The sequence below is a fragment of the Corallococcus sp. bb12-1 genome (genome assembly GCF_026626765.1).
GTDB lineage: Bacteria > Myxococcota > Myxococcia > Myxococcales > Myxococcaceae > Corallococcus > Corallococcus terminator.
In genome coordinates, this window is the sequence record NZ_JAPNJZ010000002.1 from 223118 (window position 1) to 247187 (window position 24070).

Below are 24070 nucleotides of genomic sequence, written 5' to 3' on the forward strand. Positions count from 1 at the left end.
CCGGCCGCGCCGGTCATGAAACGACTTCGCCGAAGGGACGCGGCGTCAGAGGGCCCGGTACAGCGGCACCGGCTGCTGCTTGCCCTTCAAGCGCACCGGGGGCAGGTCCTCGAAGGCCGTCTCGTTCGCGTTCACCAATTCGCGCGTGCGCTCGCCCACCAGGATTTCCCCCGGCCCGGCCAGCGCGCACAGCCGCGCGGCCACGTTCACCGCATCGCCGATGCAGGTGTACTCCGCCCGCAGCGCGCTGCCGATGTTGCCGGACACCACCACGCCCGAGTTCAGCCCCACGCCCAATTCCAGCACCAGGGGCCGGCCCTCGCGGCCATGAGCCACCCATTCGGACTCCGCCACCGCGCGCAGCTCCACGAAGGCTTCCATCATCATCTTCGCGCACTGCAGGCCCCGGAGCGCGTCGTCCGAGCGCCCCACCGGCGCGCCGAACACCGCCATCAGCCCGTCGCCCAGGAACTTGTCCAGCGTGCCGCCGCAGGTGAGCACCGCGTCCGACAGCCGGCCCAGCACCTGGTTGAGCACCGCCACCACCTGCTCGGGCGGAAGGCTCTCCGCCAGGCCCGTGAAGTTGCGGATGTCCGCGAACAGCACTGTCACCTCGCGCTTCTCACCGGCGAGTACCGCCGCGTCCGCGCTCTTCAGAATCTCTTCCACCACCGCGTCGGACGTGTAGCGCGCGAACAGCTTGCGCATGCGCTCCGTCTCGCCCGTGCGGCGCACCACGCTTTCAATCCGCGCCGCCAGCTCGTCCATGGACGCGGACTTGTTCACGTAGTCGTCCGCGCCCGCGCGCAGGCCCCGCACGCGCTCCGCCTCCCGGTCGTTCGCGGTGAGCACGATGATGGGGATGGCGCTACGCGGGCCCTCCTTCAGCCGCCGGCACAGCTCCACGCCATCCAGCCCCGGCATCTCCAGGTCGCTCAGCACGATGGCCGGTTGCAGCCGGCTCATGCCCTCCAGCGCCTCGTACGGGTCCTGGAAGCACAGCACTTCGTAGCCCAGCGCCACCAGTCCCTCCTGCACGAACGCGCACGCGAGCGGGCTGTCGTCCACCACCACCACGCGGCGGCGGCCCTCCATCGCGGGCCGGGGCAGGTCCTGCCGTCCGGCGATGCGGTTCTGGAGGCCCAGCGCTTCGTAGATCTGCTTGTACGTGCAGTGGCCCTGCTCGACGAGGATCTCCCCCAGCCGCCGGCCGTCCCGGCGCTGGCGCGTCAGCGATTCGCCCAGCTGCGCGAGCGTCACGTACTTGAGCCCCACCAACAGCTCGCCCAGCGGCGGTTGCGCCGGCCCCTTCTCCTGCTGGTTCAATCCCAACGCCTCCCCCAATGCGTCTTGAATCTGCTCGCGCGACACGTAGCCCAGGGAGATGAGGGCCTCGCCCACGCGCTGGCCGGTGAGGGCCTGCAACGCGAGCGCTTCCTGCACCTGTCCCGGCGAAACCACGCCCAGCTTGAGCAACAGGTCACCGAAGAGGGGGTTTGAAGCACTCATGCGGCAACCTCCGCCCCCAGACAACCACGCCCCGGGGCGAGACACGGACGGCTCGGCGCACGCCCTGTCCCACAGTGTAGCCCAACCCCGTCCTCCAGCGATCCTCCACCCTTGCCGGGCCCATGCTCCCCGCGCTTCATGGGCCCGAATCATGGACGGTCCGTCTGACGCCCGACGGCCGTCCCCTCCTTCCGGGTGGATTGAGACTCCGGACTAGTTGCCCCGGTGCGCCTCGCCCGCGAGCAGCAGCTCGAGGAAAGCGGACGAGAACTCGGGCAGGTAGTCCCTGAGCCTGTTGAGGACCTGGTCGAAGTCGGCGGACGTCTGGGCCCAGCTCGCCTCGCGCGCCAGATTGTTCAACACCGCGTAGGTGGTGAGCGCCGGGTCCTCGGTGCCGTCGCCCATCGTGGACAGCAGCTCGTAGGCTTCGTGGCCCTGGATGCCGTAGGCCTTGAACAGCTTCACCGTCGCGTCCAGGCTCAGCCCGTTGCCAGCGCCATCCGTCAGGAGCCACGGATACTGCTGGGCGAGCTTCTGCACGTCCTCCGGCGGGATGCCCAGCTCCTGGGTCAGCTCCTGGATGCGCTCGAAGTCCGCGTCGCGCAGCGTCTCGCTGAGCGCGGGGTCCACGCCAATCTCCTCCAGGTATCGCTTCTGCTCGTCGTCCAGTTGGCCGGATTCGACGAAGCCCGCGAACAGCTCGCCAATGGCGGTGATGGCCGCGCCAATGCCACTGAGCAGCAGGCCCAGGGGCGCGGCCGGGGTGAACTCCAGCACGGAGCCCAGCACGCCCACCACGTCGCCGAACGCGGCCACCAGGTAGCCCGGGTTGTTGTCCTTCGCGAACTGGTTGATGTGGATGCCGGCGGAGACCGCGTTGGCCACCAACCCCAGCGCGGGCGCGAGCTTCGTCGCGAACGAGGCGACCCGGGCCACGTCGCCCGCGGAGGCCATGGACTGGAGGATGCTGGCGGTCAGCTTCGCGCCGCTCTCCCCCGCGGCCGCGATGCCCTTCACCATCGCCGCGTAGTCGCCCTCCTTGCCCGCGGCGATGGCGCCCACCGCGCCGAACGCGAAGCCCGCCACGACCAGGCCCTTGAGCAACGGGCCGGACGCGTCCCACTTGTTCGCCAGTTGGGTGAGCCGGTCGTAGTTGCCCGCCTTCGCCTGCTTGATGGCCTCCAGGCCGTCCTTGATGTCCGAGTACGCGGCGACGCCCGCCGCGCCCGCCTTCTTCAGCGGCTCGAGCATCCCCTCCAGCTTCGCGAGCGCCGCTTCCGGGTCGCCGTCCGCGAGCAGCTGCGAGGCCGCGTTCGGGACACCCGTCTCCAATATCTTCTTGGAGAAGTCCTCGCCCCAGCCGGCCGCCACCTGGCCCATGGGGCTGGACGGGTCCCCCAGGTACTTCGCGCCCAGCTCCACCGCCACGGCGGCCTGGCTGGAGTCCGCGAGCATCTCCAGCGACTTGCGCAGGACGGCGCCGTCCTTCTCCGGGTTCGCGTACGCGGCGGCCTCCAACACGGAGGCGTTGTCCTGGACCACCCGAGCCAGCGACGCCGCCTTGGCGTCCAGGTTGTCGTAGACGGCCTTGTTCGCCGGGTCGTTGTGGTACGCGTTGATGTACGCCTGCTTCTGCTCGGGCGTGAGCGTGTCCCCCAGGCCCGCGAGCTGCTTGGCCATCCACTCGTCCCGCTCGCGCGCGGCCGCCTGCGCCTCCTCGTACTCGGCCGTGGCGCCCTCCACCTGTTCGATGGCGGCGTCCGCGCCCTCCGGACGCTGGGCGGCCGTCACGCTCAGCCCCGCCAGGATGGGCTCCCAGATGTACGGCGAAGCCTGGCTCATGCCCTGGAGGTCGGCCTGCGTGAGCGTCCCCGCGTCGAGCCCGGCCTGGAGCCCGTCCATCACCGCCTGCCGCTGCTCGGCGGAGCCCCGGAACTCGCCGGCGCCGGACGTGATGAAGAGCCCCTCGAAGCCCGTCACCACGTTCTGCAGGATGCCTTGCGAACCGCCCTCCGCGAGCATGCCCATGAAGGCCGCCTGGAAGTCCGGGTCCCCCGCGTGCTGGAGGAGCATCTCCGCGGCCAGGTAGGGCTGGCTCAGGGGGTGCGCCTGCTCCAGCTCCGCGACGCACGCCTCCGCCTGCGCCACGGACTCCGGGTTGAGTGCACGCGGTTCAGCGGCCGTGGTCGGGGCCACGTTGGCGCCGGCCACGGGCGCATCCGCCACCAGCATCCGTTGCAGCGCGGGCGCCACCTTCGCCTGCGCGAGCGCGGCCTGCCGCTCCGGCGAACCCGGAGCCGTGGAGAAGATGCGCGAGGCCTGCGTCGCCGGCAGCAAGCCCACCTCGCGGTACTGCGGCTGCGCGCGCTGGTAGTCCGCCAGCGAGTCGTAGCTCTTGTTGTTGGACGGGTCGAACACGCGCTCGCCCTGGCGCACCACCACGTGGCCCGTCTGTCCCTGCGCGCCGGGCCGCGTGTCCTCCAGGAACACCAGCTCACTGCGCGCGCGCAGCTGCGGGCTCGCCTTGTCCACCCAGTCCGCCGCGCGGTCCAGGCAGTTGACGCTGCCGTCCCGCGTGTCCTCGTTCAGCAGCGACGTCGCGGGCGCGGCGACCGAATCCAGCCGGGGCTTGCGCGCATCCGCCTTCGCCGCATCGAAGCGCGAGGCTCCACCCGCATCCGGGCGCACGGTGTTGGCCGCCGCCTTCGCCACCGCCTCCGCCGCCTTCCGAGCCGCTTCCGCCGCGGCCTTCGCCGCAGCTTCCGCCGCCCTGCGCGCCGCTTCCGCCGCCGCCTGCGCCGCGTTGGAAGACGTGGGGGTGCCCGGGCCGTTGACCGCCATGTGCCTGCTCCTGAAGTCGAAAACCTCTCGCTCAGAAGGTATCGGGCGGAACCCCGTGAAAGTTACGCGCGGCTCTCACTTCTTGATGAAGCGGGAGCCATGGCGCACCCCGGCATCACGCGGGGTGCAAGCGTGCGTCAGTGCTGGAAGACCCGGCCGAAAGCCAGGACGATCTCCAGGATGATCAACGCGACGATCATCACCTCCAGGATGTGGGAGCGGTCGATGTCCACCTCACCCTTGAGCAGGCCATACGTCTGGGCCAGGAGCTGCTGCTTGCGGGTGACGGAGCCCTGCCACGCGGGGATGCGCATGCGGCGCACGGCGCCCTCGTAGACCTTGGCCAGGTAGAAGTCGCCGATGATTTTGAGGCTGTTCTCCACCCGCTCCACGAACTCGTTGAGGTCCACCAGCGTGCCCAGCGTCTCACGGGCCAGGTCGCGGTAGGGGCTGCGGAACAACGTCAGCCAGCCCCGCTTGCGCGCCTGCACCTCGTCGTGGATGCGGGCGATGTGTTTGTCCAACCGCTCGTCGTAGTAGCGGAACTCCAGGAGCTGCGCGTTGGCGATCTCCAACAGGTCCGGGATGTCGCGCGAACCGGATGGCTCGTAGACGAACGCGCTGTTCCAGTCCACGACGACCAGGTCGTTGACGGTGTAGCTGAAGCGCACCTGGGTGACGGCCTCACGTTCGCGCGGGGCCAGGTCCATGGTGCCGACTTCGCCCAACAGCAGCCGGGCGATGTCCGCGCGCTGGAACAGCTCCTCCGCGGACGGGTTGCCCTGGATGCGCTCGGCGAAGATGACGGTGTAGCTCTCGCTCTGGTCCCACAGGTGCGGCCCCTGCACCGCGGTGGCGATGGTGCGCCGCACGCCCTCCACCAGCTCCCGCGCCAGGTCCTCCAGCGCCTGGCTGTCATAGAGCTCGTCGGCGACGTCGGTGAGTTTCTCCCAGGTCGTGCCATGCGTCACCGGCACGCGCAGGATGATGGACGCGGCGCCGTGGTCGAAGAGGCGCGCGGTGGCGTCCACCGTGACGGGACCGCCGCGCATCGCCAGCGCCTTGCGTCCCAGCTCGTAGGCCACCGGGGGATTGGGGAGCTGGATGTACTGGCTGTTCTCACGCGACAGCTTCAGGCGGCGCGAGTCCTCCGACAGCGCCTTGCGCGCGCGCTCCAGGTCGATCTCCTCCGCGATGTCGAACGTGCGGTAGCAGAGGATGTGGGCCTGTTCGAAGAGCAGCGGAAGTTCCGTGGACACGGACATGGTGCACCCAAGCCTACTCTTCGACGTCTTCCCACAGGACCCGAAGTTCCAGCGCGAGCGCCTCGAAGGGCTCCGCCCGGACGACCTCTTGCTCCTCATGGGTCGCCAGCAGGAGGTAGTGCGGCCCCTCCAGGCGGAAGACCTCCAGGGTGCGCACAAGCGGGTCCACCAACCCGACGTGCTTCACGCCTTCCCGCGCGTAGGCTGGCAGCTTCCGGACCCGATCCATGCGGACCGTGGAGGGCGACAACACTTCACACAGCCAGTCCGGCGCCATCTTGATGCCCACGACATTGGGCAGCTTCGGCAGGCGCTCCCGGCGCCACGCCGCGATGTCCGGCACCAGGACATCCGGCCCCAGGTGCAGCTCCGGTTCGAACATGAAGATCCATCCGCCCGGCCCTCCCTTGCCCCGACCGAACGGATTGTGGAGCTCTCCGCCAAGCACAAAGGCCGAGGACCCATGAGGGGTCGCGGGCCTTGGACTTGCGTACAATTCCCCAGCGACAATCTCTCCCACTTGATGGGGGGAAAGCGCTTCGAGGTCGGCGTAGGTCGCGGGCTTTCGGGTCATCTCTGGAGCAACCCATCTAGCAGGTAGGGCCATGCGCTGACGCTCTCATGGCCGTCTGACACGCTTCCCACCATGTACCCCGACGCCGGAAGCCCCGGAAGGAGGGCCTCTGCTCGGAATGTCCGGATGTTTCACGGATGGCTCAAATCAGTCCCCACCGCCCTTGGGCAGGGTGACGCCAGATTCACCGGGCCCCCGCGCATCATCTGGCAGATTGCCAATATGGCCAGGCGTGGGAACGGGGCGGTCCCCGGCCTGACGCTTGTTCTTCTGTTCATCCTCCGGAAGTTGCGGTTCCTTCCGAGGGCTTTCGTGCTCGCCCATGGGGCGACTCCTTCGCGTGATGAGAGGTTTTGCCTCCCCCAAGCTAGGGAGCCCGCGCCGCGTCTGGCATCCCGCCTCCCCCCGGCCGAAGGGCGTGCGGGGGAACAGGAGCCCTACGCCGGGCCCCGAGGCCGGGAGGGCGGCGCCAGGGTCGTGCGCACGTCCCACAGCTCCGGGAAGAAGCGCAGGTCCAGGGCCTTGCGCAGGAAGCCCACCCCGGAGGAGCCGCCCGTGCCCTGCTTGAACCCGATGATGCGCATCACCGTCATCATGTGACGGTAGCGCCAGAGCTGGAACCGCTCCTCGGTGTCCACCAGCTTCTCGCACATCTCATACGCATCCCAGTGCTTGTCCGTGTCCTGGTAGATGCGCCGGAACACCTCCATCACCTGAGGACTCTTCTCATACGGCAGACGCCAGTCGCGCTCCACATGGCTGGCCGGGATGTCATGGCCCTGGCGCGCCAGGTGGCGCAGGAATTCGTCGTAGATGCCCGGTGACTCCAGGAGCCGCTCCAGCTCCGCGTGCACGTGCGGCACGTGCTGGAAGGGCCCCAGGGTGCTGCCGTCCTTGTTGCCCAGCAGGAACTCCAGCGCCCGGTACTGCGCGCTCTGGAAGCCCGACGCGTGGCCCAGGGTGTCGCGGAACTCCAGGTACTCATTGGGCGTCAGCGTCTCCAGCACGCTCCACTGCTCGAAGAGCATCCGCTGGATGTGCGCGACGCGCGCGAAGATCTTGAAGGATGGCTCCAGCCGGTCCGCCTGGATGTAGCGGATGCAGGCGGACAGCTCGTGGATGAGCAACTTCATCCACAGCTCGCTCGTCTGGTGCTGGACAATGAACAACAACTCGTCGTGGTGGGGAGGCTGGGAACGGGGCACCTGCGCGGACAACAACCGGTCCAACTGCAGATAGTCACCGTAGGTCGTCCGGCCCGCGAGGTCCGTGACGATTCCAGGCTCCAGGTCGCGTTTGTTCATGGCCCGGGCATTCATGCGCACCAACCCCCTCGCGGCGCAAGCACATCCTCCGCGCGGATAATCCTCCCACGCCCCCGTTCGGGAGTGTGGTTCACCTACCTCTGCCCGGGCCGGGGCAACGTACTGCTTAAGCGTTCTTCGCGGCTTCAGCCAGCGCCTTGGAGGCGGCGCGGCCACGGGGCAGCTTGATGTCCTCCACGCTGTTCGGCTCGGCGTAGTCGCTCCACGCACCCGGACGGCGGTTGGTCTTCTCCAGCATCCGCAGCTTCTGGTAGTGCGCCGCGCAGTAGCCCTTGGTGCGGCTGGGCTTGCCGCAGCCCTTGATGGCGCACTCACGCGCGCCGCCGTCCGCCGCCGGCTTGCGGCCGCGACGCTTGCCACCGACCGCCGCCACCGGAGCGCTCACCGCCGCGCGGGCCGGACGGCCAACGGGGCGACGCCCGGCCTTGCTCGCCGCGGGCGCCTGCGCGCCGAAGAGCGGGCCCACCACCTGAGCCAGGGGCGCCAGACGCTCGGCCACGCTGCGCAGCGCATCCAGGTCCGCCGTGCCCGCCTCCAGACGAGACACCACGTCGCGCAGGGGCTTGAGCTGGGCTTCAATCTCGTTGCGAATCATCTCGCGGAACGCCTTGTCAACTGACATTTCGAACAATCCTCGGTTTAGGGGGGAGCATTGCCATCGGCGTGAACCGGCACGCCGGACTATCAATACCTCCCAGAAAGGCAATTGTCGAAGGAAGCGATAAAAAGTTGTGACGGGAGTGCGTATCAGCGGGCATCCGCGGCCCGGAAAACGGGCCCGGCCGGCGCTGAGACGTGGTCCTTACGCATCCCAATGCAGGGCTTCCAACAACGCACCCTGCCCCGGGGCGGGGGTGCGTTGCGAGCGCTCCAGCAGTTCCTCACACGTGAGGGCGAGGTCGTGTTCCAGGGTCTCCAGTTCCTCGGAGTCCAGGGCAGTGGCCAGTCGGGGCAGCAACAAATGCTCCGAGGCCTGCACGTGCGCGACCAGCAAGTCCTGCAGGGTGAACAATCGCGCCTGCCAGTCCTCGCCGCGCGGCGTCAGCTCCTGCAATTCCTCCATCAACTCGCGCAGGGTGAGGTGATCCTCGGCCTCCTCGCGGGCCCGGCCGCGGCCCTCCACGCGCGCCACCAGGGGGTGGACGTGGCGTTCCTCCAGGCGGGAATGCAGGCGCAACAGGCGGGCCAGGTCCTCCTGACGCGACCGCAAATCATCATCGTCGGGCTCCGTGTCCAGCCCCTCCAACAAGGCTTCCAGTGCCCGGTGTTGCTCCACGAGGATGTCGAATGACCCCGCCATGCATCAAGCATCGGCACGCCCCTGGAGGCAGACAACCGCACCGGTCCCCGGCCGTGAAAGCCAGCCTGCTGGCAGGCAATTCCCATCTGGCGGGAGGCGGGAGGTTGGCGGGGACCTGTCCGATGACAGCGGCTTGAGCCCCTGCCCGGCCGGCTGCCGCCACGCTGCAGGCGGGCGGGAGCGGCTCCATCTTGGCTCCACCGTGGAAAACCCACTCAACCGCGTCCGTCAGGCCGTCTTCCATTTCGCGGAGACCGGCGCCGCCCTGTCCGCGCGCTATCACCGCGCCCGACTGATGGGTGGCGAACACCTGCCCCGTTCGGGCCCCCTGCTGCTCGTGGGCAACCATGGTGTCTGGGGATACGAAACCCCTGCCTTCTTCCACCTGCTACATGCCGCTACGGGCCGCTACCCGCTGGGGCTCGCGGAGCGGGGGTTCTTCAAGATTCCCCTCGTGCGCACGGTGCTGCCGTGGCTGGGCGGGGTGGAGGGCACGCCGGAGAACGCGCTGCGCTCGCTGGGGGAGGGGCAACTGGTCGTGTGCTACCCGGGGGGCGCGCGGGAGACCTTCAAACGCAGCCAGGGCCGCTACCGCCTGAGATGGGAACGCACGCTGGGCTTCGTCCGGCTGGCCATGAAGGCCGGGGTGCCGGTGGTGCCCTTCGCCGGCTTCGGGGTGGATGACACCTTCTTCTGGCCCCCGGGCGAGGACCGGCTGTGCTGGCAACTGGCACAGGAGGAGAAGTACCGGGTGCCGCTGGTGATGGGTTTGGGCCCGTTGCCGCTGCCCGTGCAGCTCACCTTCGCCGTGGGCGAGCCCCATGAGCCACCCCCGACGGGCGCGTCGGAGTCGCGCCTCCAGGCCTTCCGTGACAGGGTGGCCGCCAGCGTTCGCCGCCTCTTGTTGAGGGCCTGCCATGCTTGATGCCGCCGCCCCGCCGCCCCGCGAACGCACGCCGCCGCTGGTGCCGGATGTGGAAGACATCCAGCGCGGCTATGACCAGCTCCTGTGTGAAGAGCGGTGCATCCGGGGCACCCCGGTGCGACTGTTCACCTTCCCGCAGGGCAGCACGGATGTGTCGCGCACGGTGGTGTGTCTTCCGGGCCTGGGCGCCAGCGGCCGATCCTTCGCGCCCATGGAGCCCCTGGCGCAAGCGTACCGGCTGCTCTTGTGGACGCCGCCGCTCAAGACGCCCGCGACGCATACGCCGTTGCAGTGGAACCTGTCGGTGCTCAACCACCCGGAGGCGCGGCTTCCGGAGCGCTTCGCGCTGATGGGTTCCTCCTACGGAAGCCTGGTGTCCATCGCGTATGCGTTGGAGCACCCGGAGCGGGTGAAGGCGCTGGTGCTGGTGTCGCCGGTGGCCAGCGTGCGCCGGGTGCGGCGGCTGGCGCTGTCGCTGTCCACGCTGGTGCGAGCGCCCCGGCCCCTGGCGTATCTCGTCGCGCCCACGGTGGCCCGGGTGATGGGCGGCAAGTGGCTGCCGCCGGAGGGACGGGCGGAGATCGTCCGCGAGGCCCGGCGGCTGTCGCCGATGGAGCTTCTGCGAAGGCTGCGCGACATCCTGGCCGCGGACTTCCTGCACCGGCTGGGGGAGCTGCGCGTGCCCACGCTCATCATCGAGGGAGGACGCGACCTGCTGGTGCCGCCCTCGGCCGCGCGGAGCGTGGCGGAGCACGTGCCCGGCGCGCAGATGGAATTCCTTCCGACGGCCAGTCACCTGCCGTACATGAGCCATCCAGAAGCGTTCAATGCCCGCGTGTCGGACTTCCTCGCGCGGCACCCGGACTGAACAGGCGTTATCTCTTCGAGCAGGGGATGACACCTTCATGACGACCGCCACCGACCAACTGTCCCGCTCCGCCCTGCTGTTCCTGTCGCGCCAGCCCAACCTGAAGGACGTGGCCACGCGGCTCAAACCCTTCCGCGAACTGGCCTCGCGCTTCATCGCCGGTGAGACGTTGGAGGAGGCGGTGGACGCGGTGAAGTCCCTCACGGAGCGCGGGCTGATGGCCAGCTTCGACCACCTCAACGAGGCGGTGCGCACGCCCCAGGAGACGCGCGACGAGGTGCGCCACTATCAACGGCTGCTCGCGCGCATCGACCAGGTGGGCGTGAGGGCCAACGTGTCGATGAAGCTCACGCAGTGTGGCCTGTTGTTCGACAAGGGGCTGGCGCTCCAGAACGCGCGCGCGGTGGTGGCGGACGCGGCGGCGCGCGACTCGTTCGTGCGTGTGGACATGGAGGAGGGCGCGGTCACCCAGGCAACCCTGGACATCGTCAGGGAATTGCACGCGGAGTTCGGGGAGCCGCACGTGGGCGCGGTGCTCCAGAGCTACCTGCGGCGCACGGAGGCGGACGCGAAGGCCCTGTGCGCCGAACGCATCCGCATCCGGCTGTGCAAGGGCGCCTACCTGGAGGGTCCGCAGGTGGCCTTCCCGGACAAGAAGGACGTGGACGCCAACTTCGTGCGCTGCATGCGCATCCTGTTGGACAGCGGCGTGTATCACGGCATCGCCACCCATGATGAGCGGATGATCGACGCCACGCTTGCGCACGCGGCCCGTCAGGGCCTGCCGCGCGGGGCCTTTGAATTCCAGATGCTGTATGGCATCCGGCGCGACCTGCAGGAGCGGTTGGTGAAGGACGGCCATCCGGTGCGTGTCTATGTCCCGTATGGGAAGCACTGGTACCCGTATTTCATGCGACGGCTGGCGGAGCGCCCAGCCAACCTGTGGTTCGTGATGCGCAACCTGATGAAGGGGTAGACCCCCAGGGCCCCCTCCTGCACCGGGGGCCGTGGATACCTTCAAGGACATGAAGAACCGATTCGCCGCCGCGTTGGTCGCTGGAGCCGTGGGCGGAGGCGTGCTGCGGGCGCTGGTGTCCGTGCGCAACCCCTCCCTGGGCCATCCGCCGCCCTATGCCGCCCGCCGCATCGCGCACCGGCTGGTGAGCCGCTTCCTGCGCCGCGACCTGAGCAAGCAGGAGGCGAAGGACTGGGCCTGGACGATGCGCGCCGTCTACGGCCCCTTGCTGGGACTCGCATGGGGCGTGGCGCGTCCTTCCGTGGCCGGGTGGCCCCTGGTACCCCGGGGGCTGCTGCTGGGCCTGGGCGTACTGGCCTTCGAACACGTGGCGTTTCCGCTGCTGCGGGCCACCGCCCCCATGAACACCTGGACGGGGGAGGAGCACGCCTGGCTGGTGGCGCAGACCGCCGTGTTCGGCGTGGCGACGGAAGCATCGCTGCGGGCGCTCGCGACCGCTGAAGCCCACCTCTGAAGTCGGGGGTGTGTTCGCGCAAGCGTCTTGCCGGAAATGGGATGGCGGTTCCCAATTCCGGTCAGGTTCCCGGACCGGGACCGCGTTTGCGTGCAGGGGCGGGGGCCTTGCGCGCGAAGGGGTTGCGTCGGGTCGGTTCGTGGGCGGTGTCGGGGCGTCCCTCCGCCAACCAGGCGATGGCATGGGCGGAGCTGGGGATGGTGAGCATCAGGAACGCGGCGACGAGCAGCCCCCGGAGGATGAGCTTGGGGTCTCCGGTGGAGAGCGTGGCGCCAATGACCACGAGCACCGCGCCGAAGGGCACCGCGCCCGCGGCGTGCACCCGCGTGAGCACCGAGGGCAGCCGGTACATCCCGATGATGGCGCCGGTGATGAAGAGCAGGCCCAGCACCACCAGCGCGTCGGCGGTCCATTGCAGGAGCGCGGAGGTCATTGGCCGTCCTTCTCTTCGCGGAAGGCGCGGCCGTGGTGGAGGTAGCGCGCGCCGGCCACGGTCTGCACGAAGGAGAGCAGCGCGAGCACCAGCGCCGCGTCCAGGTAGCCCGCTTCGCCGCGCGTGGCGCCGTACAGCGCCAGCACCGCGCAGATGACCAGGCCCAGGGTGTCCACCGACATGAGCACGTCGGCGGCGGAGCGCTGTCGCGAGGCCAGCAGCACCAGCGCGCCCAGCAGGCCCACCATCCAGAGGATGGCCAGGGTGAAGAAGGTTTCGTGCACCGCGCCCTCCCTTACGGAAACACCACGCGCTGATAGCGCTGGTAGAAGTTCTCCTGTTGCTGGCGCAGCTTGTCCGGATCCGACGCGTCCAGCGCGTGCATGCGCATCACCCGGCGCTCCCAGTCGAGTTCCAGCAGCACCGTGCCCGGCGCCAGGGACATCACCCACGAGGACACCTGCACACCTCGCGCGGTGCGCTCGCCCATGGGGACCTCGACCACACCCGCGTGGTCCGCGCGGCGGCTGCGTCCGAAGATGATCATCAGCACATGGGTGCAGCTGCGCACCACCAGCACGACCAGGGCCCAGACGAAGCGCGGCAGGTGGCGCATGCGCCGCCAGCGTTCGTCCGGGTCCAGGTCGGGGGGGAGGCCCGCCAGCGGGAACAGTCGCATCACGCCCACGGCCAGCACGACGCCCACCGCGAGATCCACCGGGTGGAAACTGCCCACCATCACCGCGTACAGCAGCGCCAGGGCCAGCGCCTGGGCGACGGCACGGCGGCTCATGGCAGCACTCCCAGTCCCGCGATGGCATCGCGCCCCGCGCGCAGCAGGGGCTCTGGCCACAGGCCCGTGGCCACCAGCGCCAGGGACAGCGCGAACACCACCGCGCCCGTGCCCCGGTGCAGGGCCGCGCCCTCGCGCAGCCACTGCTCACGCTGGTAGGCGCGGAAGAGGGCCAGCAGCGACAGGATGCTCGCCAGCACCACCAGCCCCGCGAGCCACGGGTGGCCCCGCTCCAGCGCGGCCCTCAAGAGCCAGGCCTTCGACCAGAAGCCCGCCGTGGGGGGCACGCCCGCGGTGCTGAAGGCCGCCACGGAATACGCCCTCCGCGCGCGCTCGCCGCCCCGGTCCTGCGCGAGGAACAGCGCGGTCTTGTCCACAGAACCGGCCAGCGCGAGCGCCACCGCCGCGGACAACCCCTCCCGGCCCCCCAACCCCAGCGCCGCGATGATGAGCCCTGCCTGCGTGATGGACGCGTACGCCAGCACCTCGCGCGTGTCGCGCCGGGAGAGCGCCAGCACGGAGCCGTAGAGGATGCTCGCCGCGCCCAATACCTCCAGCAGCGGACGGGCCCGCTCCAGCACGTGAGGCATCACGTCCGCGCCGAAGCGCAGCAGGCCATAGCTGCCGATGTTCGCCAACGCCCCCGCGAGCAGCGCCGCCACCGTGGGCCCCGCGTCCCGGTACACGGCCGGCGCCCAGAAGTGGAACGGGAAGAAGCCCAGCTTCACGCCGAACGCGCACAACAGCAGCGTCCCCGGCACGTCCAGCGCATACGACGCCCCCGCCTGTCCCCACGCGCCGATGGACTGCATGTCCAGCGTGCCCGTGGTCAGGTACAGCATCACCACGGCGGTGAGGAACAGCGTGGAGCCCATCAGGTTCACCACCACGAAGGTGAACGCGGCGCGCAGGTTGCGGGCCTTCTCGCCATAGGACGCCAGCGCGAAGGCGGCCGTCATCGCCAGCTCGAAGAAGACGTAGAAGTTGAACGCGTCGGACGTGAAGAACACGCCCGTGAGCCCCGCGCCCAGGAAGACCACCAGCGAGGGGAAGCTGCGCGTCGTGATGCCCCCCGCCACGTGCTCGTAGACGAGCGTGCCCAGCAGCACCGCCGTGGACACCAGCGTGTACACGATGGACAGCGGATCCGCGCGCAGGCGGATGCCCACGCCCACCGGCCAGTCCCCGGTGACGAACTCGGGCGGGTGCGCGCTCCACGCCTGGGGCAACAGCAGCGCCGTGCACACCAGCGTCGCCGCGAGGCTCGCGATGCCCAGCCACGCCACCCACGCGCGCCGGCCGTCCATGAAGGCCAGCACACAGGCCATCACCCACGGCAGGAGCAGCGGTCCCCAGAGCGGCATCAGGGGCCCTCCTTCTCGGTGTCGTGCACGCGCTTCATCTCCGCTTCCACCAGTCGGTCCGTGCGCAGCGAGCCGTGCGCGCGCTGCGTGCGGTGCACCAGCGTGAGCAGGAGCGCGGACACCGCGAAGCCGATGACGATGGCCGTGAGCGCCAGCGACTGGAGCACCGGGTCCGTCACCGGATAGCCCTGCGTCACGTTCACCGCCTCGCCGCGCTCCGCGAACGAGCCCGCGAGGATGAGCAGCACGCTGGAGTTGGTGATGAGCACCGTGCCGCACGCCACGCGCACCAGCTCGCGCTCCAGCACCATGCGCACGCCACACGCGAACAACAGGCCCACCACCAGGGATGCGATGAGGTTCATGGTCCTTCATCCCCTTGGTTCGCCGTGCTGAGCGCGAACCGGTCGATGACCGTCACCACCAGGCCGAAGACGATGAGCATCAACCCCCCTTCGAACACGAGCGCGGTGTGCAGGTGGAACGCGCCCGCGCCCATTTCAGGCTGTCCCGGACGGGGAAAGAGGCTCACCGGCGTGTAGCCCGCGAGCACGGGCAGGAACGCGGTGCCCACCAGCAGCAGCAGGCCCACCCCCGCGAGCGGCGCCGCGTACCGCACCACCACGTAGCGCCGGGTCTGCTCCCGTCCCGCCACCACGTACTGCAACAGCACCGCGAGCCCCGCGAGCGCCCCGGCCGGGAAGCCACCGCCCACCTCACCGCCGCCCTTCAGCCAGAAGGACAGCGCGATGATCAACGACGGCCACAGCAGCATCCGCGACAGGGGCGGAACAAAGGAGCGCATGGGTCAGCCCTTGCCCTTCAGCTTCAGGAGGCTGGTGACGCCCAGCAGCGCGGCCAGCACGACGCTCATCTCGCCCACCGTGTCCAGGCCCCGGAAGTCGGTGAGCACGGCGGCGACGACGTTGGGTGAATGCGCGGCCTCCGCGAGCTTCACCGTCTGGGTCCCCACGCGGTCGGCCTGGAGGTGGGACAGCGCGCTCCAGCTCAGCAGGAAGGCGCTCGCGCCCGCGATGCCCGCGGAGATGCGGTCGCGGCCCCGGGGCTTCTGGGCCTCCTGCTGTGCGCGCTCCAGCCGACGGTCGGGGAGCAGCGCGAGCAGGCCCGCGAAGAGCAGCGTGAAGGTGGTCTCCACCAGCACGGAGGTGAGGGCCACGTCGGGCGCGGCGGCGAAGGCGAACACCATGGCCAGGCTGAAGCCCACGCAGGAGATGAGCATCACCAGCACCAGGTGGTTGCGCGCGCGCAGCGTGGCCAACGCCGCCGCGGACGCGAAGGCCAGCGCCATCACCAGCGTCACGTCCGCCCAGCCCACGCTGCCCGTGATGAAGCGGTCGCGCAGCGGCGTCACCCACAACACCGTCATGCCCAGGAGGCCCGTGGGCACCAGCACCGACGCCACCCGGTCGCGCAGGTCGCGCACCTCCTTCTCGTGCAGCCACGTGGACAGCCTGTCCAACTGGTGCAGCAGCACCCGGTAGCCGTGCGCGGGGCCGACCTGCGACGTGCCCTCCAGCACGCGCGTGAGCAGGGGCGTCCACGCCCGGCGCGTGGCGAACAGGGCCGCGCCCAGCGCCCAGGCCCCCACAGCCAGCAGGTTCTCCGCGCGCGCATCCAGGTGGTACGCGAGCGCCAGCGTTGACGTCCCGCCGTGCACCATGGAGGCGGCAGCGGCGGCGCGGGAGGGCGCGACGAGGAGGCCGGGCAGCAGGCCGCCCACGAGCACGGAGGCGGCGAGCACGACCACGGGAGCCACGAGCAGCCGGGGCGCGGCGGGCGCGTCCTGGCGCGGTCCTCCGAAGAGGCCCCACCACAGGCGCAGCGTGTACGCGAGCGTCAGGCCCGCGCCCACGAGTCCCGCCGCCATGAACAGGGGCCCCTTCTCCACGAGCGCGTGGAAGAAGACCTCGTCCTTGAAGAAGCCCACGGTGAAGGGCAGCGCGGCGAGCCCGGCGGCGCCCACGGCGCTCGCGCCCGCGAGCACGGGCAGCGAGTGGCGCAGGCCGCTGACCTCGGACAGCTTCTTCTTGCCCGTCACCTGGGTGATGGCGCCCACGGTGAGGAACAGGGCCGCCTTGCAGGGCGCATGGGCGGCGACGTAGAGCGGCGCGCCTTCCGACCCCAGCGCCACCAGCACCAGCGCATAGCCGTACTGCGCGATGGTGGAGTACGCGAGCACGCGCTTGAACGGATCCGCCACCAGGGCCATCAGGCTGCCGACGGTCATGGACAGGAAGCCGATGGCGAGCAGGCCGTCGCGCACGGCCACCGCGGGCGCGAACAGCGGGTAGAGGCGCTGGAGGAGGAAGACGCCCGCGGCCACCATCGCGGCCGAGTGCAGGTACGACGACACCGGCGTGGGCGCGGCCATGGCGCGCGGCAGCCAGAAGTGGAACGGCACCTGCGCGCTCTTGCCCAGCGCGCCCACGGCCAGACACACCAGCGCGCCCGTGGACGCGGGCTGGGTGGCGGCGCGCTCGAAGACGAGCGGCAGGGAGAAGGTGTCGTACTGGAGGCCCAGCGCCATCGCGCCCGCGAAGAAGACGACGGAGGTGGCGCCGGTGAGCACCAGGGACAGCAGCGCGGCGGCGCGCGACTCCGGGTCATCGCGGTCGAAGCCGATGAGCAGGTACGAGACGATGGTGGTGAGGTCCAGTGCCACGAACAGCAGCAGCAGGTCGTCCACGGTGACGAGCAGCACCATGGCGGCCATGAAGGACAGCATCAGGACCTGGAAGCGCACCTCGTCGCGAGCGGGCCGGCCCTCCTCCTTCAGGTGGTGCGGCATGTACGCGCGCGAGTACAGGACGACGAGCGCGCCGACGGACAGCGCCATCGCGGCGTAGAGGCCGGACAGCCCATCCCGCGTGAACTCCAGCGACAGGCCCCACGTCGGCGCCCAGGGAAGCACGAGGCGCGCGGGCCCCAGCGTCAGCTCCCAGCAGAGCGCGGCCAGCGCAGCCACTGCGCAGGCCGCCCCCACCCAGGCCGCGGCCCCCGGACGCCACCGGCCCGCGAAGTACGCGAGCGGCGCGCACGCCAGGGACAGCAGGATGGGAAGCACGAGGACGGGCATGGGTGGGCGAAGGGGCCCACGTTAGGAGTGGCCCACCAAGGCAGGCACACAACCGTCATCCTGCTGTGTGGAGCGTTCCCCCCCGGTCACTCGGCGTGCGGATGCCGTGCGATGGTGGACAGCGCAGGGCCCTACAGCGACTCCAGCAGCTCCCGGCACTCACGCCGCCAGTGGAGCGAAGCGGTGTCCACCTGACGCACTCGCACGGAGCCGTCGGAAGGCTCTCGCGACAACAGGCGCACTTCTTCCGGGCGCACCTGCTCCAGCAGGTCCGGCGAATGCGTGGACAGCACCACCTGCACGGGCTGGCCTCCGGTGGACTCCCCGCGCGTCATCGCGCGCAGCATCTCCAGCACCTCGCGCACCAGCCCCGGATGCAGGGCGCGCTCCGGCTCATCCAGCGTGAGCAGCTCCGGCAGCGGCCGCTGATACGGCAGCAGCAGGAACGCCAGCAACCACAGCACCCCGTCCGACACATGCTCGGGGCCGAACCACACGTCCGGACTCCAGCGGTCCCGGAAGCGCAGCCGGAAGGAGCGGTCCTCCAGGTCGCGCGCCACGTCCACCTCGGACACGGACGGCACGCGCCGCGCCAGCTCCTTCGAGACGACCTCGCGCGTGGACATGGGCAGCGCCGCGAAGACGCTCGCGAGGTTGCCGCCCTTGCGCTCCAACCACGTGGCCTTCGCGGAAGAGCCTCCCGCGCGCAGCGCCTCCATGCTCAGCGCCAGTTGCTGCGTGGAATGTCCCTGCCCCGGCAACGTGTCCATCACGCTGAACGGATACACCACGCCCGTGCGGTCACCGTGCGCGTACGTCCACTCGATGGACAGGGGCCGCGAGTCATCCAGACGCCAGAAGTCGGTGGGCTCGTACGCGAGCTGATGCTGGAGGCCCTCCAACACCGCCGTCTTCCCGGAGGCCGTGGGCCCCACCAGGACGGTCAACGGCTCCAGCGAGAGCCTCACGCCAAGGAGACACCGGAAGTGCGCGAAGTGGACGGATGAAATCACTCCTGTGAGCCTAACGGGCTCCCCCCAGGGGTCGTCCATTCCCTCTCCGGAGCCCTCGGCGGAGCCCACGCCCGCACGCTCCCGGGCATGGCAGGAAGGCGTCGCTCAGGACTTCAGCACGTGCGTCCGCACGGACACCGGCGCGGCCATCATCGACGCCGCCCCCACGTACGCATCCACCGGCGACAGCGGCCCCGCACCCGGCAACGCCACCACCTCTCGCACCACCTCCGCGCCCGTGTGACAACACGCCCGCAGGTCCGCCTGGAGCCGCGCACCCGTGTCTTCCTCCCGGGGCGCCTCCAGCAGCAGCCGGCCCAGCACCTCCCGCAGCATGGGAGACACCTCGCGCAGCCCCGCCTCCACCTCCACCGAAGCCGCGGCCTGGCCGGTGGCCAGCTCCAACAAGACCCGACCCAGCGCGCGCAGGTCCGCGTGCGCTTCCAACGGCACGTCCACCGCGTCCTCCGGGACCGGCGCCAGCGCGACCTCGTCCGGCCGGGCCGGCGCCGTGAAGCGCCGCAGCAACCGACACGCGGGCCGCAACCCGAAGTCCGTCAGCGTCACGTCGCCCTGGGGCCCCAGCCGGATGCGATTGGCGCGCACGTCCCCGTGCACCACCTTCGTCGCATGCGCGGCGTGCAGCGCGCCCGCCACCTCCGCGCCCACATGACACACGAACGCTTCCGACGGCCGCGCACCCCGTCCCGCGACCCGCCGCCGCGCCGTCGCGAGCGAACAGCCGGGCACGTAGTCCGACACCACCGTCAGCGTGTCGCGCGCGTCCACCTGGAAGCCGTGCAGCCGCGCGATGCCGGGATGCCGCAACGGCACCGCCCGCGTCAGCGCTTCCTCCAGCGGCTGCCGCGCCTCTGGCCCCAGCCCCGCCGCCAGCAGGTACGTCTTCACCACCAGCGGGTACTCGCCCCGCTGACCCTGCTCCAGCGGCCAGACCAGGGACACCCACTCGCCCAGCGGTCCCCGCCCCAACGGATGGATGGGCGCGAACGCGGGCAGCCGGGAGGCGAACGGAAGCACGGACATGACAACCTCCAACCCAACACATCCAACCGGGACGTCAAACCCTCCGTCCCTACCGCACGGGTCCTGCCTGCTTCCAACACCCGGGCACGCGGGCCAGGGTGTCGGAAGCGAAGCGGACGCCTAGAAGTAGCCGCCGACCGTCGTGGAGATGCCGATCGTCACGTCGTTGCCGGAGAAGTTGCCCTGGCTGCTGCCGAAGCTGAAGCCCCGGTCGCTGATGAGCGCGCGCATCTGCGGACCCGCGCCGACGAAGAAGTGCTCCGTGACGTGGAAGAGGATGGGCGCGTAGACGTCCAGGACGAAGGACACGTCGCTGTTGTCGGGGATGTGCCCGAAGTGGATGCCGAAGCCGACCTTCGGCCAGAACGACACGCGCTCGTTCAGGGGCAGGTTGTAGCCCACGCGACCCAGCACGCCGAGCCCCACGATGGTGGCGTCACCGAAGCCGAGCGCCAGCTGCGCGGCCGCGCCAATCGACAGGTTCTGCTGGAGGAAGTAGTCCGCCGCCGGCTCCAGGTTGATCTGGAAGATTTCGTTGCCGGTGTTGTAGCCCAGGAAGCCGGACGCATCCTGGCTGATGACCAGCTGGCCCGGCTGACCGAAGTCCGAGGCCCGGCCCGGATCGCTGTTCAGGTTGGGGGCTTCCGCCGCCACCGCGTTCGCCGACACCGCGAGACCCGCCACCAGCGCCAGCCCCATCCACTTGTTGTTTCCACGCATCGAGCATCCCCTCACGTTCGCGCCCGGCCGACCCTTCCCGGTGCGCATGCGGGGCCCCTTCTAATCAAAGGCCGCCGCGATGCGAGGATGTTTCGCCACTCGACGACACTTCGGGTGTCACAACTCCATCTGCTGAACAGCGCCACGAATCCTGATCGCGGCCATCAGCGCGCCATGCGGGCCACGCTCCGGGCTCCCAGGGCCGCCCCGCCCAGCATGCTCCCCGCCAGCGCCGTCAGTCCCAGCGTCGCCGTGAAGCGCACCCACGCGGGCGTCGGCGGCACGCTGCCCCGGGGGCCCACCCCCGCCTCCACGGGGGAAAACAGGTTGCCCTCGGGGCGCTCCAGCGGCGTGCCCGTCGTCTGCATGCGCGCGCCGAAGCGGCCCAGCACCGCCTTGCCCACCCACGGCGCCAGTGCGTCGAGTGCCAGCAGCAAGCGCCCCTGGAGGAACGCCGGCACCGACGTGCGGCCCGGCCGCTTCGCCAGCCGCACCACCGCGCGCGCCACCAGGTCCACGTCGTACGTGGGCGGCACGGGCACGGGTTTGCGCCCCAGCATTGTCGGCGCGTGGTCGAACATGGGCGTGGACACGGAGGGCACCATCACGTTGGACACGTGGATGCCGGTGCCCGCCAGCTCCAGCTCCAGCGACTTCGCCCATCCCAGCGTCGCGTGCTTCGCGGCCGAGTACGCCGACAACAGCGGCGCCGCGCCCGACGACAGCATGGACTGGATGTTGAGCAGGTGGCCGTGGCCCTGTTCGTGGAAGTGCGGCAGCACCGCGCGGGCGAAGCGGAAGTAGCCGAAGCACGCCACGTCGAACACGCGCGTGATGTGCTCCCACGGGAGCTGTTCGAAGGCACCGTAGGACTGCACCGCCGCCGCGTTCACGAGCAGGTCCACGCGACCGTAGTGCGCCACGCACTCGCGCACCACGCGCTCCACATCCCCGGGCACCGTCACGTCGCCTTCGGACACCAGGCACTCACCGCCGCGCTGGAGCACCTCCATGCGCAGTTGCTCCAGGGCGAACTGGCGCCGCGCGGTGATGCACAGCCGCACCCCGGCCTCCGCCAGCCGCACCGCGGACTGCCAGCCCACGCCGCTCGACGCGCCGGTGACGATGGCGACCTGTCCCCTCAAGTCCTCGTGATGTGCCATGCGCGTTCGCTCCTCCCCCATCAGGTGGGCCTTCCGGCCCCGGGCGGCACGGCGAAGCGCCCGAAAACCTCCCGACAGCCCTCCCTCGCCCGGTCGCCCTGCGTGCCAGGGGCAGGGCGTGTCCCGCGCTGTCCCTCCAGTGCACCCACCGGAAGGCCGCCCCACCCTATGGGCCAGGAGCACGAGGACCCGACCCCCAGGAGCACGCCATGCCAGAGCACAGCCCCAGCGCCGTCACGGACGAATCGCCCCAACGGCTGGTGTCGCGGGCCATCGACCAGAGCCGGAGGCAGGCGCAGGCGGAGGTGGAGCTGGCGAAGGAGGAGCTGCGCCGCGACGCACGCCAGACGCTGAAGGCGGCGGTCCTGCTGGGCAGCGGGGCCCTGCTCGTCCTGGGGGGCACGCTGGCGCTGGCGGTGTCGCTGGGCCTGCTGACGTCCACCCGCGGCCCCTTGCTGGCGCTGGGCCTGGGCGGCGCGGGGGCCGCGCTGGGATGGCAGGGCGCGCGACGGCTGCCCGGGCAACCGTGGCCAACGCCCGTCAGAAACCTGCGCCGGGACCTGGACGCGCTTCGCCCCTCCCTCTCCTGAAGCCTTCACCCACGCTCCACGAAAGGACCCTCCATGATCCGCTGGAACCGAAGCCTTCCCTTCGCGCGCCCCGGACGCGGCGCGCTGTTGAAGGACATCCTCATTGGCGCCGTCGGAGGCGCCCTGGGCACCTTCGCGATGAACCAGGCGCAGGCGCTGATGGCGAAGCTCGGCGAGTCGAAGCAACAGGACGCCTCACCCCAGCAGGAGCCCGCCACGGAGAAGGCGGCGCGCAAGCTCGCGGAGCCCGTGGGTGTGCACCTGGAGGGCGAACAGAAGAAGCGCGCGGGCAACGCCGTGCACTGGAGCTACGGCACGCTCTGGGGCGCCATCCACGGCGCGATGCATGAGCGTGTGCCGCTGGCGGGGAGGCTGTTCGGCGTGGGCTTCGGCCTGGGCCTCTTCCTCTTCGGTGACGAGCTGGCCGTGCCCGTGCTGGGCCTGGCCCCGCCGCCTCGAAAGGTGCCGGTGAAGACGCACCTGAGCGCGCTCGCCGCGCACCTCGTCTACGGCACCGCCGCGGAAGGCACCTACCGCGTCGTGCGCCGCGCCCTGAGCTGAAGCCCGGCTTCAGCTCCAGGAGATGTCGTAGAAGGCTTCCACGATGGACAGCGCGTGGCCCTTCACCTGCACGTCACGCACGCCGGTGACTTCCAGGGCCGCGCGCAGGATGCCTTCCGTGTAGGGCACCGGCATCAGCGTGCGCGTCATGGAGATGCGCCCCGCCGTCGGGCCCACCCATTCCACGGTGCGCTCGCCGAAGTTCAGGGCCATCCGGTAGGCCGACTGCATCACCTCCATCAGCCGCTTCGGGTCCCCACCGGCCTGATGCACCAACTCGCGGGCGAACATGGAGTGGAGGAAGTCCAGCATGGCCTGGGTGCCAATCTGGCGCATCGCCCCGTCGAAATCGCCCATCTGCGGCGCCAGTTGCCAGGCCGCCGCATAGGCCAGACGCAGGAAGCGGGGAAACGGATACGACTGCGTGGGGACGTAGTCCGCCGTCTCCCCCGTCTGCTCCAGGATGCTCGCCACCGCCTTCTCGCCGCCCTGGAAGCGCACCGCGTCCAGCGCGCCCAGGAAGAACATGCCTCGTGAGGTGTCTTCGTCGTTGGTGACGCCCAGCCGGGCGGTCAGGTCGCGCGCGATGTCCTCTGGAAGGTCCAGTGTTCCTTGCGGCATCGTTCGTCCTTTGAAGGGCGGAGGGGGAGGCCGCCGGGCTGGACCATTCCACAGGTCAAGCCTTGCCGCGAGCCCCCGGCTGTTCACACGACACATGTTTCAGGACGTGTGAGGTCCTCCCGGACCGGGCTCCGGAGAGGGTAGGAGGCGGCCCACCATGTCCAACAACTCGCTCACCGACACAGGCTTGCGCAGGTAGGCCACCGCTCCATCCGGTTTGAAAGGGCTGCCGGACAGCACGACGATGGGCACACCCTCCAGCATGCGCGCCTGCGCCAGGCGCAGAAGGAAGGACTGTCCATCCAGCACCGGCATCATCAGGTCCAGCAGGACCAGGGATGGAGACGGGTTCGCATGGAGCCACGCCCACGCGTCCTCGCCATGCACGCACTGCGCGACCCGGTAGCCCTCCATCTCCAGCAGCGTGCTGAGCGCGTCGCGAATGTCTGCTTCGTCCTCGATCAACAGGACGAGCGGGGCACTGTCTGACATATGAGTCTCCCCTCGCTCCGTCACGTTCGAGCATCCCCGTGACTCCTGGCCTCCGCGATTTCGCCCGACGATATGGGGGTCG

Annotated in this window: 26 protein-coding genes; 6 read left to right on the top strand and 20 right to left on the bottom strand. The window is 70.2% G+C overall.

The window, feature by feature from the left end; all coding sequences use genetic code 11:
- Nucleotides 1–45 precede the first annotated feature (45 nt).
- The 7 genes from OV208_RS06765 to OV208_RS06795 all read right to left on the bottom strand — a co-directional run bounded on the left by OV208_RS06765 (nt 46) and on the right by OV208_RS06795 (nt 8814).
- Nucleotides 46–1509 (bottom strand): adenylate/guanylate cyclase domain-containing protein, encoded by a 1464-nt coding sequence (locus OV208_RS06765; protein ID WP_120543836.1) that lies wholly within the window; start codon nt 1507–1509, stop codon nt 46–48.
- 213 nt (nt 1510–1722) lie between these two features.
- The gene (locus OV208_RS06770; RefSeq protein ID WP_267573001.1) at nt 1723–4350 is read right to left on the bottom strand and encodes a hypothetical protein; all 2628 of its coding nucleotides are present in this window, start codon (nt 4348–4350) and stop codon (nt 1723–1725) included.
- 137 nt (nt 4351–4487) lie between these two features.
- Nucleotides 4488–5615, bottom strand: coding sequence for a hypothetical protein (locus OV208_RS06775; RefSeq protein WP_267573002.1), 1128 nt, complete (start codon nt 5613–5615; stop codon nt 4488–4490).
- Between the two features lie 13 nt (nt 5616–5628).
- Nucleotides 5629–6222 (bottom strand): Uma2 family endonuclease, encoded by a 594-nt coding sequence (locus tag OV208_RS06780; RefSeq protein ID WP_324291354.1) that lies wholly within the window; start codon nt 6220–6222, stop codon nt 5629–5631.
- A gap of 404 nt (nt 6223–6626) precedes the next feature.
- On the bottom strand, nt 6627–7493 hold the full coding sequence (locus OV208_RS06785) for a tryptophan 2,3-dioxygenase (RefSeq protein WP_267573004.1): 867 nt from the start codon (nt 7491–7493) through the stop codon (nt 6627–6629).
- 127 nt (nt 7494–7620) lie between these two features.
- Nucleotides 7621–8136, bottom strand: a complete 516-nt coding sequence (locus OV208_RS06790) for a cell wall protein (protein WP_267573005.1) — start codon at nt 8134–8136, stop codon at nt 7621–7623.
- Nucleotides 8137–8316: 180 nt separating this feature from the next.
- Nucleotides 8317–8814, bottom strand: a complete 498-nt coding sequence (locus OV208_RS06795) for a hemerythrin domain-containing protein (RefSeq protein WP_267573006.1) — start codon at nt 8812–8814, stop codon at nt 8317–8319.
- Between the two features lie 202 nt (nt 8815–9016).
- On the opposite strand from OV208_RS06795, the gene OV208_RS06800 reads away from it, so the two are divergent.
- From OV208_RS06800 to OV208_RS06815, 4 genes are read left to right on the top strand one after another with little or no spacing between them, the layout of a single operon-like run.
- Complete coding sequence (locus tag OV208_RS06800) at nt 9017–9739, top strand: lysophospholipid acyltransferase family protein (protein ID WP_267573007.1); 723 nt, start codon at nt 9017–9019, stop codon at nt 9737–9739.
- Nucleotides 9732–10607: an alpha/beta fold hydrolase gene (locus OV208_RS06805; protein ID WP_267573008.1), complete on the top strand. Its 876-nt coding sequence runs from the start codon at nt 9732–9734 to the stop codon at nt 10605–10607. Before OV208_RS06800 ends, OV208_RS06805 begins: the two co-directional genes overlap by 8 nt.
- Before the next feature lie 37 nt (nt 10608–10644).
- Nucleotides 10645–11583 (top strand): proline dehydrogenase family protein, encoded by a 939-nt coding sequence (locus OV208_RS06810; RefSeq protein ID WP_267573009.1) that lies wholly within the window; start codon nt 10645–10647, stop codon nt 11581–11583.
- Between the two features lie 49 nt (nt 11584–11632).
- Nucleotides 11633–12097 (top strand): hypothetical protein, encoded by a 465-nt coding sequence (locus OV208_RS06815; protein ID WP_267573010.1) that lies wholly within the window; start codon nt 11633–11635, stop codon nt 12095–12097.
- A gap of 61 nt (nt 12098–12158) precedes the next feature.
- Here the strand turns inward: OV208_RS06815 and OV208_RS06820 are convergent, their stop codons facing one another.
- From OV208_RS06820 to OV208_RS06870, 11 genes are all read right to left on the bottom strand, one after another.
- Nucleotides 12159–12530, bottom strand: coding sequence for a cation:proton antiporter (locus tag OV208_RS06820; RefSeq protein WP_267573011.1), 372 nt, complete (start codon nt 12528–12530; stop codon nt 12159–12161).
- The gene (locus OV208_RS06825; RefSeq protein WP_267573012.1) at nt 12527–12814 is read right to left on the bottom strand and encodes a monovalent cation/H+ antiporter complex subunit F; all 288 of its coding nucleotides are present in this window, start codon (nt 12812–12814) and stop codon (nt 12527–12529) included. The genes OV208_RS06820 and OV208_RS06825 overlap by 4 nt, the downstream gene beginning before the upstream one ends.
- Nucleotides 12815–12825: 11 nt before the next feature.
- Complete coding sequence (locus tag OV208_RS06830; RefSeq protein ID WP_267573013.1) at nt 12826–13323, bottom strand: Na+/H+ antiporter subunit E; 498 nt, start codon at nt 13321–13323, stop codon at nt 12826–12828.
- The gene (locus OV208_RS06835; protein ID WP_267573014.1) at nt 13320–14687 is read right to left on the bottom strand and encodes a complex I subunit 5 family protein; all 1368 of its coding nucleotides are present in this window, start codon (nt 14685–14687) and stop codon (nt 13320–13322) included. Before OV208_RS06835 ends, OV208_RS06830 begins: the two co-directional genes overlap by 4 nt.
- Nucleotides 14687–15052: a sodium:proton antiporter gene (locus OV208_RS06840; protein WP_267573015.1), complete on the bottom strand. Its 366-nt coding sequence runs from the start codon at nt 15050–15052 to the stop codon at nt 14687–14689. The genes OV208_RS06835 and OV208_RS06840 overlap by 1 nt, the downstream gene beginning before the upstream one ends.
- Nucleotides 15049–15492 (bottom strand): MnhB domain-containing protein, encoded by a 444-nt coding sequence (locus tag OV208_RS06845; RefSeq protein ID WP_267573016.1) that lies wholly within the window; start codon nt 15490–15492, stop codon nt 15049–15051. The genes OV208_RS06840 and OV208_RS06845 overlap by 4 nt, the downstream gene beginning before the upstream one ends.
- Nucleotides 15493–15495: 3 nt before the next feature.
- Complete coding sequence (gene mbhE / locus OV208_RS06850) at nt 15496–17784, bottom strand: hydrogen gas-evolving membrane-bound hydrogenase subunit E (RefSeq protein WP_267573017.1); 2289 nt, start codon at nt 17782–17784, stop codon at nt 15496–15498.
- A 131-nt stretch (nt 17785–17915) separates the two neighbouring features.
- Nucleotides 17916–18752 (bottom strand): AAA family ATPase, encoded by an 837-nt coding sequence (locus OV208_RS06855; RefSeq protein WP_267573018.1) that lies wholly within the window; start codon nt 18750–18752, stop codon nt 17916–17918.
- A gap of 150 nt (nt 18753–18902) precedes the next feature.
- Entirely contained in the window at nt 18903–19841 is a 939-nt protein-coding gene (locus tag OV208_RS06860; RefSeq protein ID WP_267573019.1) for a protein kinase, read from the bottom strand.
- 120 nt (nt 19842–19961) lie between these two features.
- Entirely contained in the window at nt 19962–20561 is a 600-nt protein-coding gene (locus tag OV208_RS06865; protein WP_267573020.1) for a hypothetical protein, read from the bottom strand.
- A 164-nt stretch (nt 20562–20725) separates the two neighbouring features.
- Entirely contained in the window at nt 20726–21724 is a 999-nt protein-coding gene (locus OV208_RS06870; protein ID WP_267573021.1) for an SDR family NAD(P)-dependent oxidoreductase, read from the bottom strand.
- 209 nt (nt 21725–21933) lie between these two features.
- Between OV208_RS06870 and OV208_RS06875 the strand changes: the two genes are divergently transcribed.
- Both OV208_RS06875 and OV208_RS06880 read left to right on the top strand, forming a co-directional pair.
- A complete protein-coding gene (locus OV208_RS06875) occupies nt 21934–22314 on the top strand; it encodes a phage holin family protein (RefSeq protein ID WP_267573022.1) in 381 nt (126 codons plus the stop codon).
- Between the two features lie 33 nt (nt 22315–22347).
- The gene (locus OV208_RS06880) at nt 22348–22875 is read left to right on the top strand and encodes a DUF1440 domain-containing protein (RefSeq protein ID WP_267573023.1); all 528 of its coding nucleotides are present in this window, start codon (nt 22348–22350) and stop codon (nt 22873–22875) included.
- A gap of 9 nt (nt 22876–22884) precedes the next feature.
- On the opposite strand, the gene OV208_RS06885 is transcribed toward OV208_RS06880, so the two are convergent.
- Nucleotides 22885–23496 (bottom strand): TIGR02265 family protein, encoded by a 612-nt coding sequence (locus OV208_RS06885; protein ID WP_267573024.1) that lies wholly within the window; start codon nt 23494–23496, stop codon nt 22885–22887.
- Between the two features lie 99 nt (nt 23497–23595).
- Nucleotides 23596–23988 carry a response regulator gene (locus OV208_RS06890; protein ID WP_267573025.1) on the bottom strand — a complete coding sequence of 131 codons (393 nt, stop codon included), beginning with the start codon at nt 23986–23988 and terminating at the stop codon, nt 23596–23598.
- Nucleotides 23989–24070 lie beyond the last annotated feature (82 nt).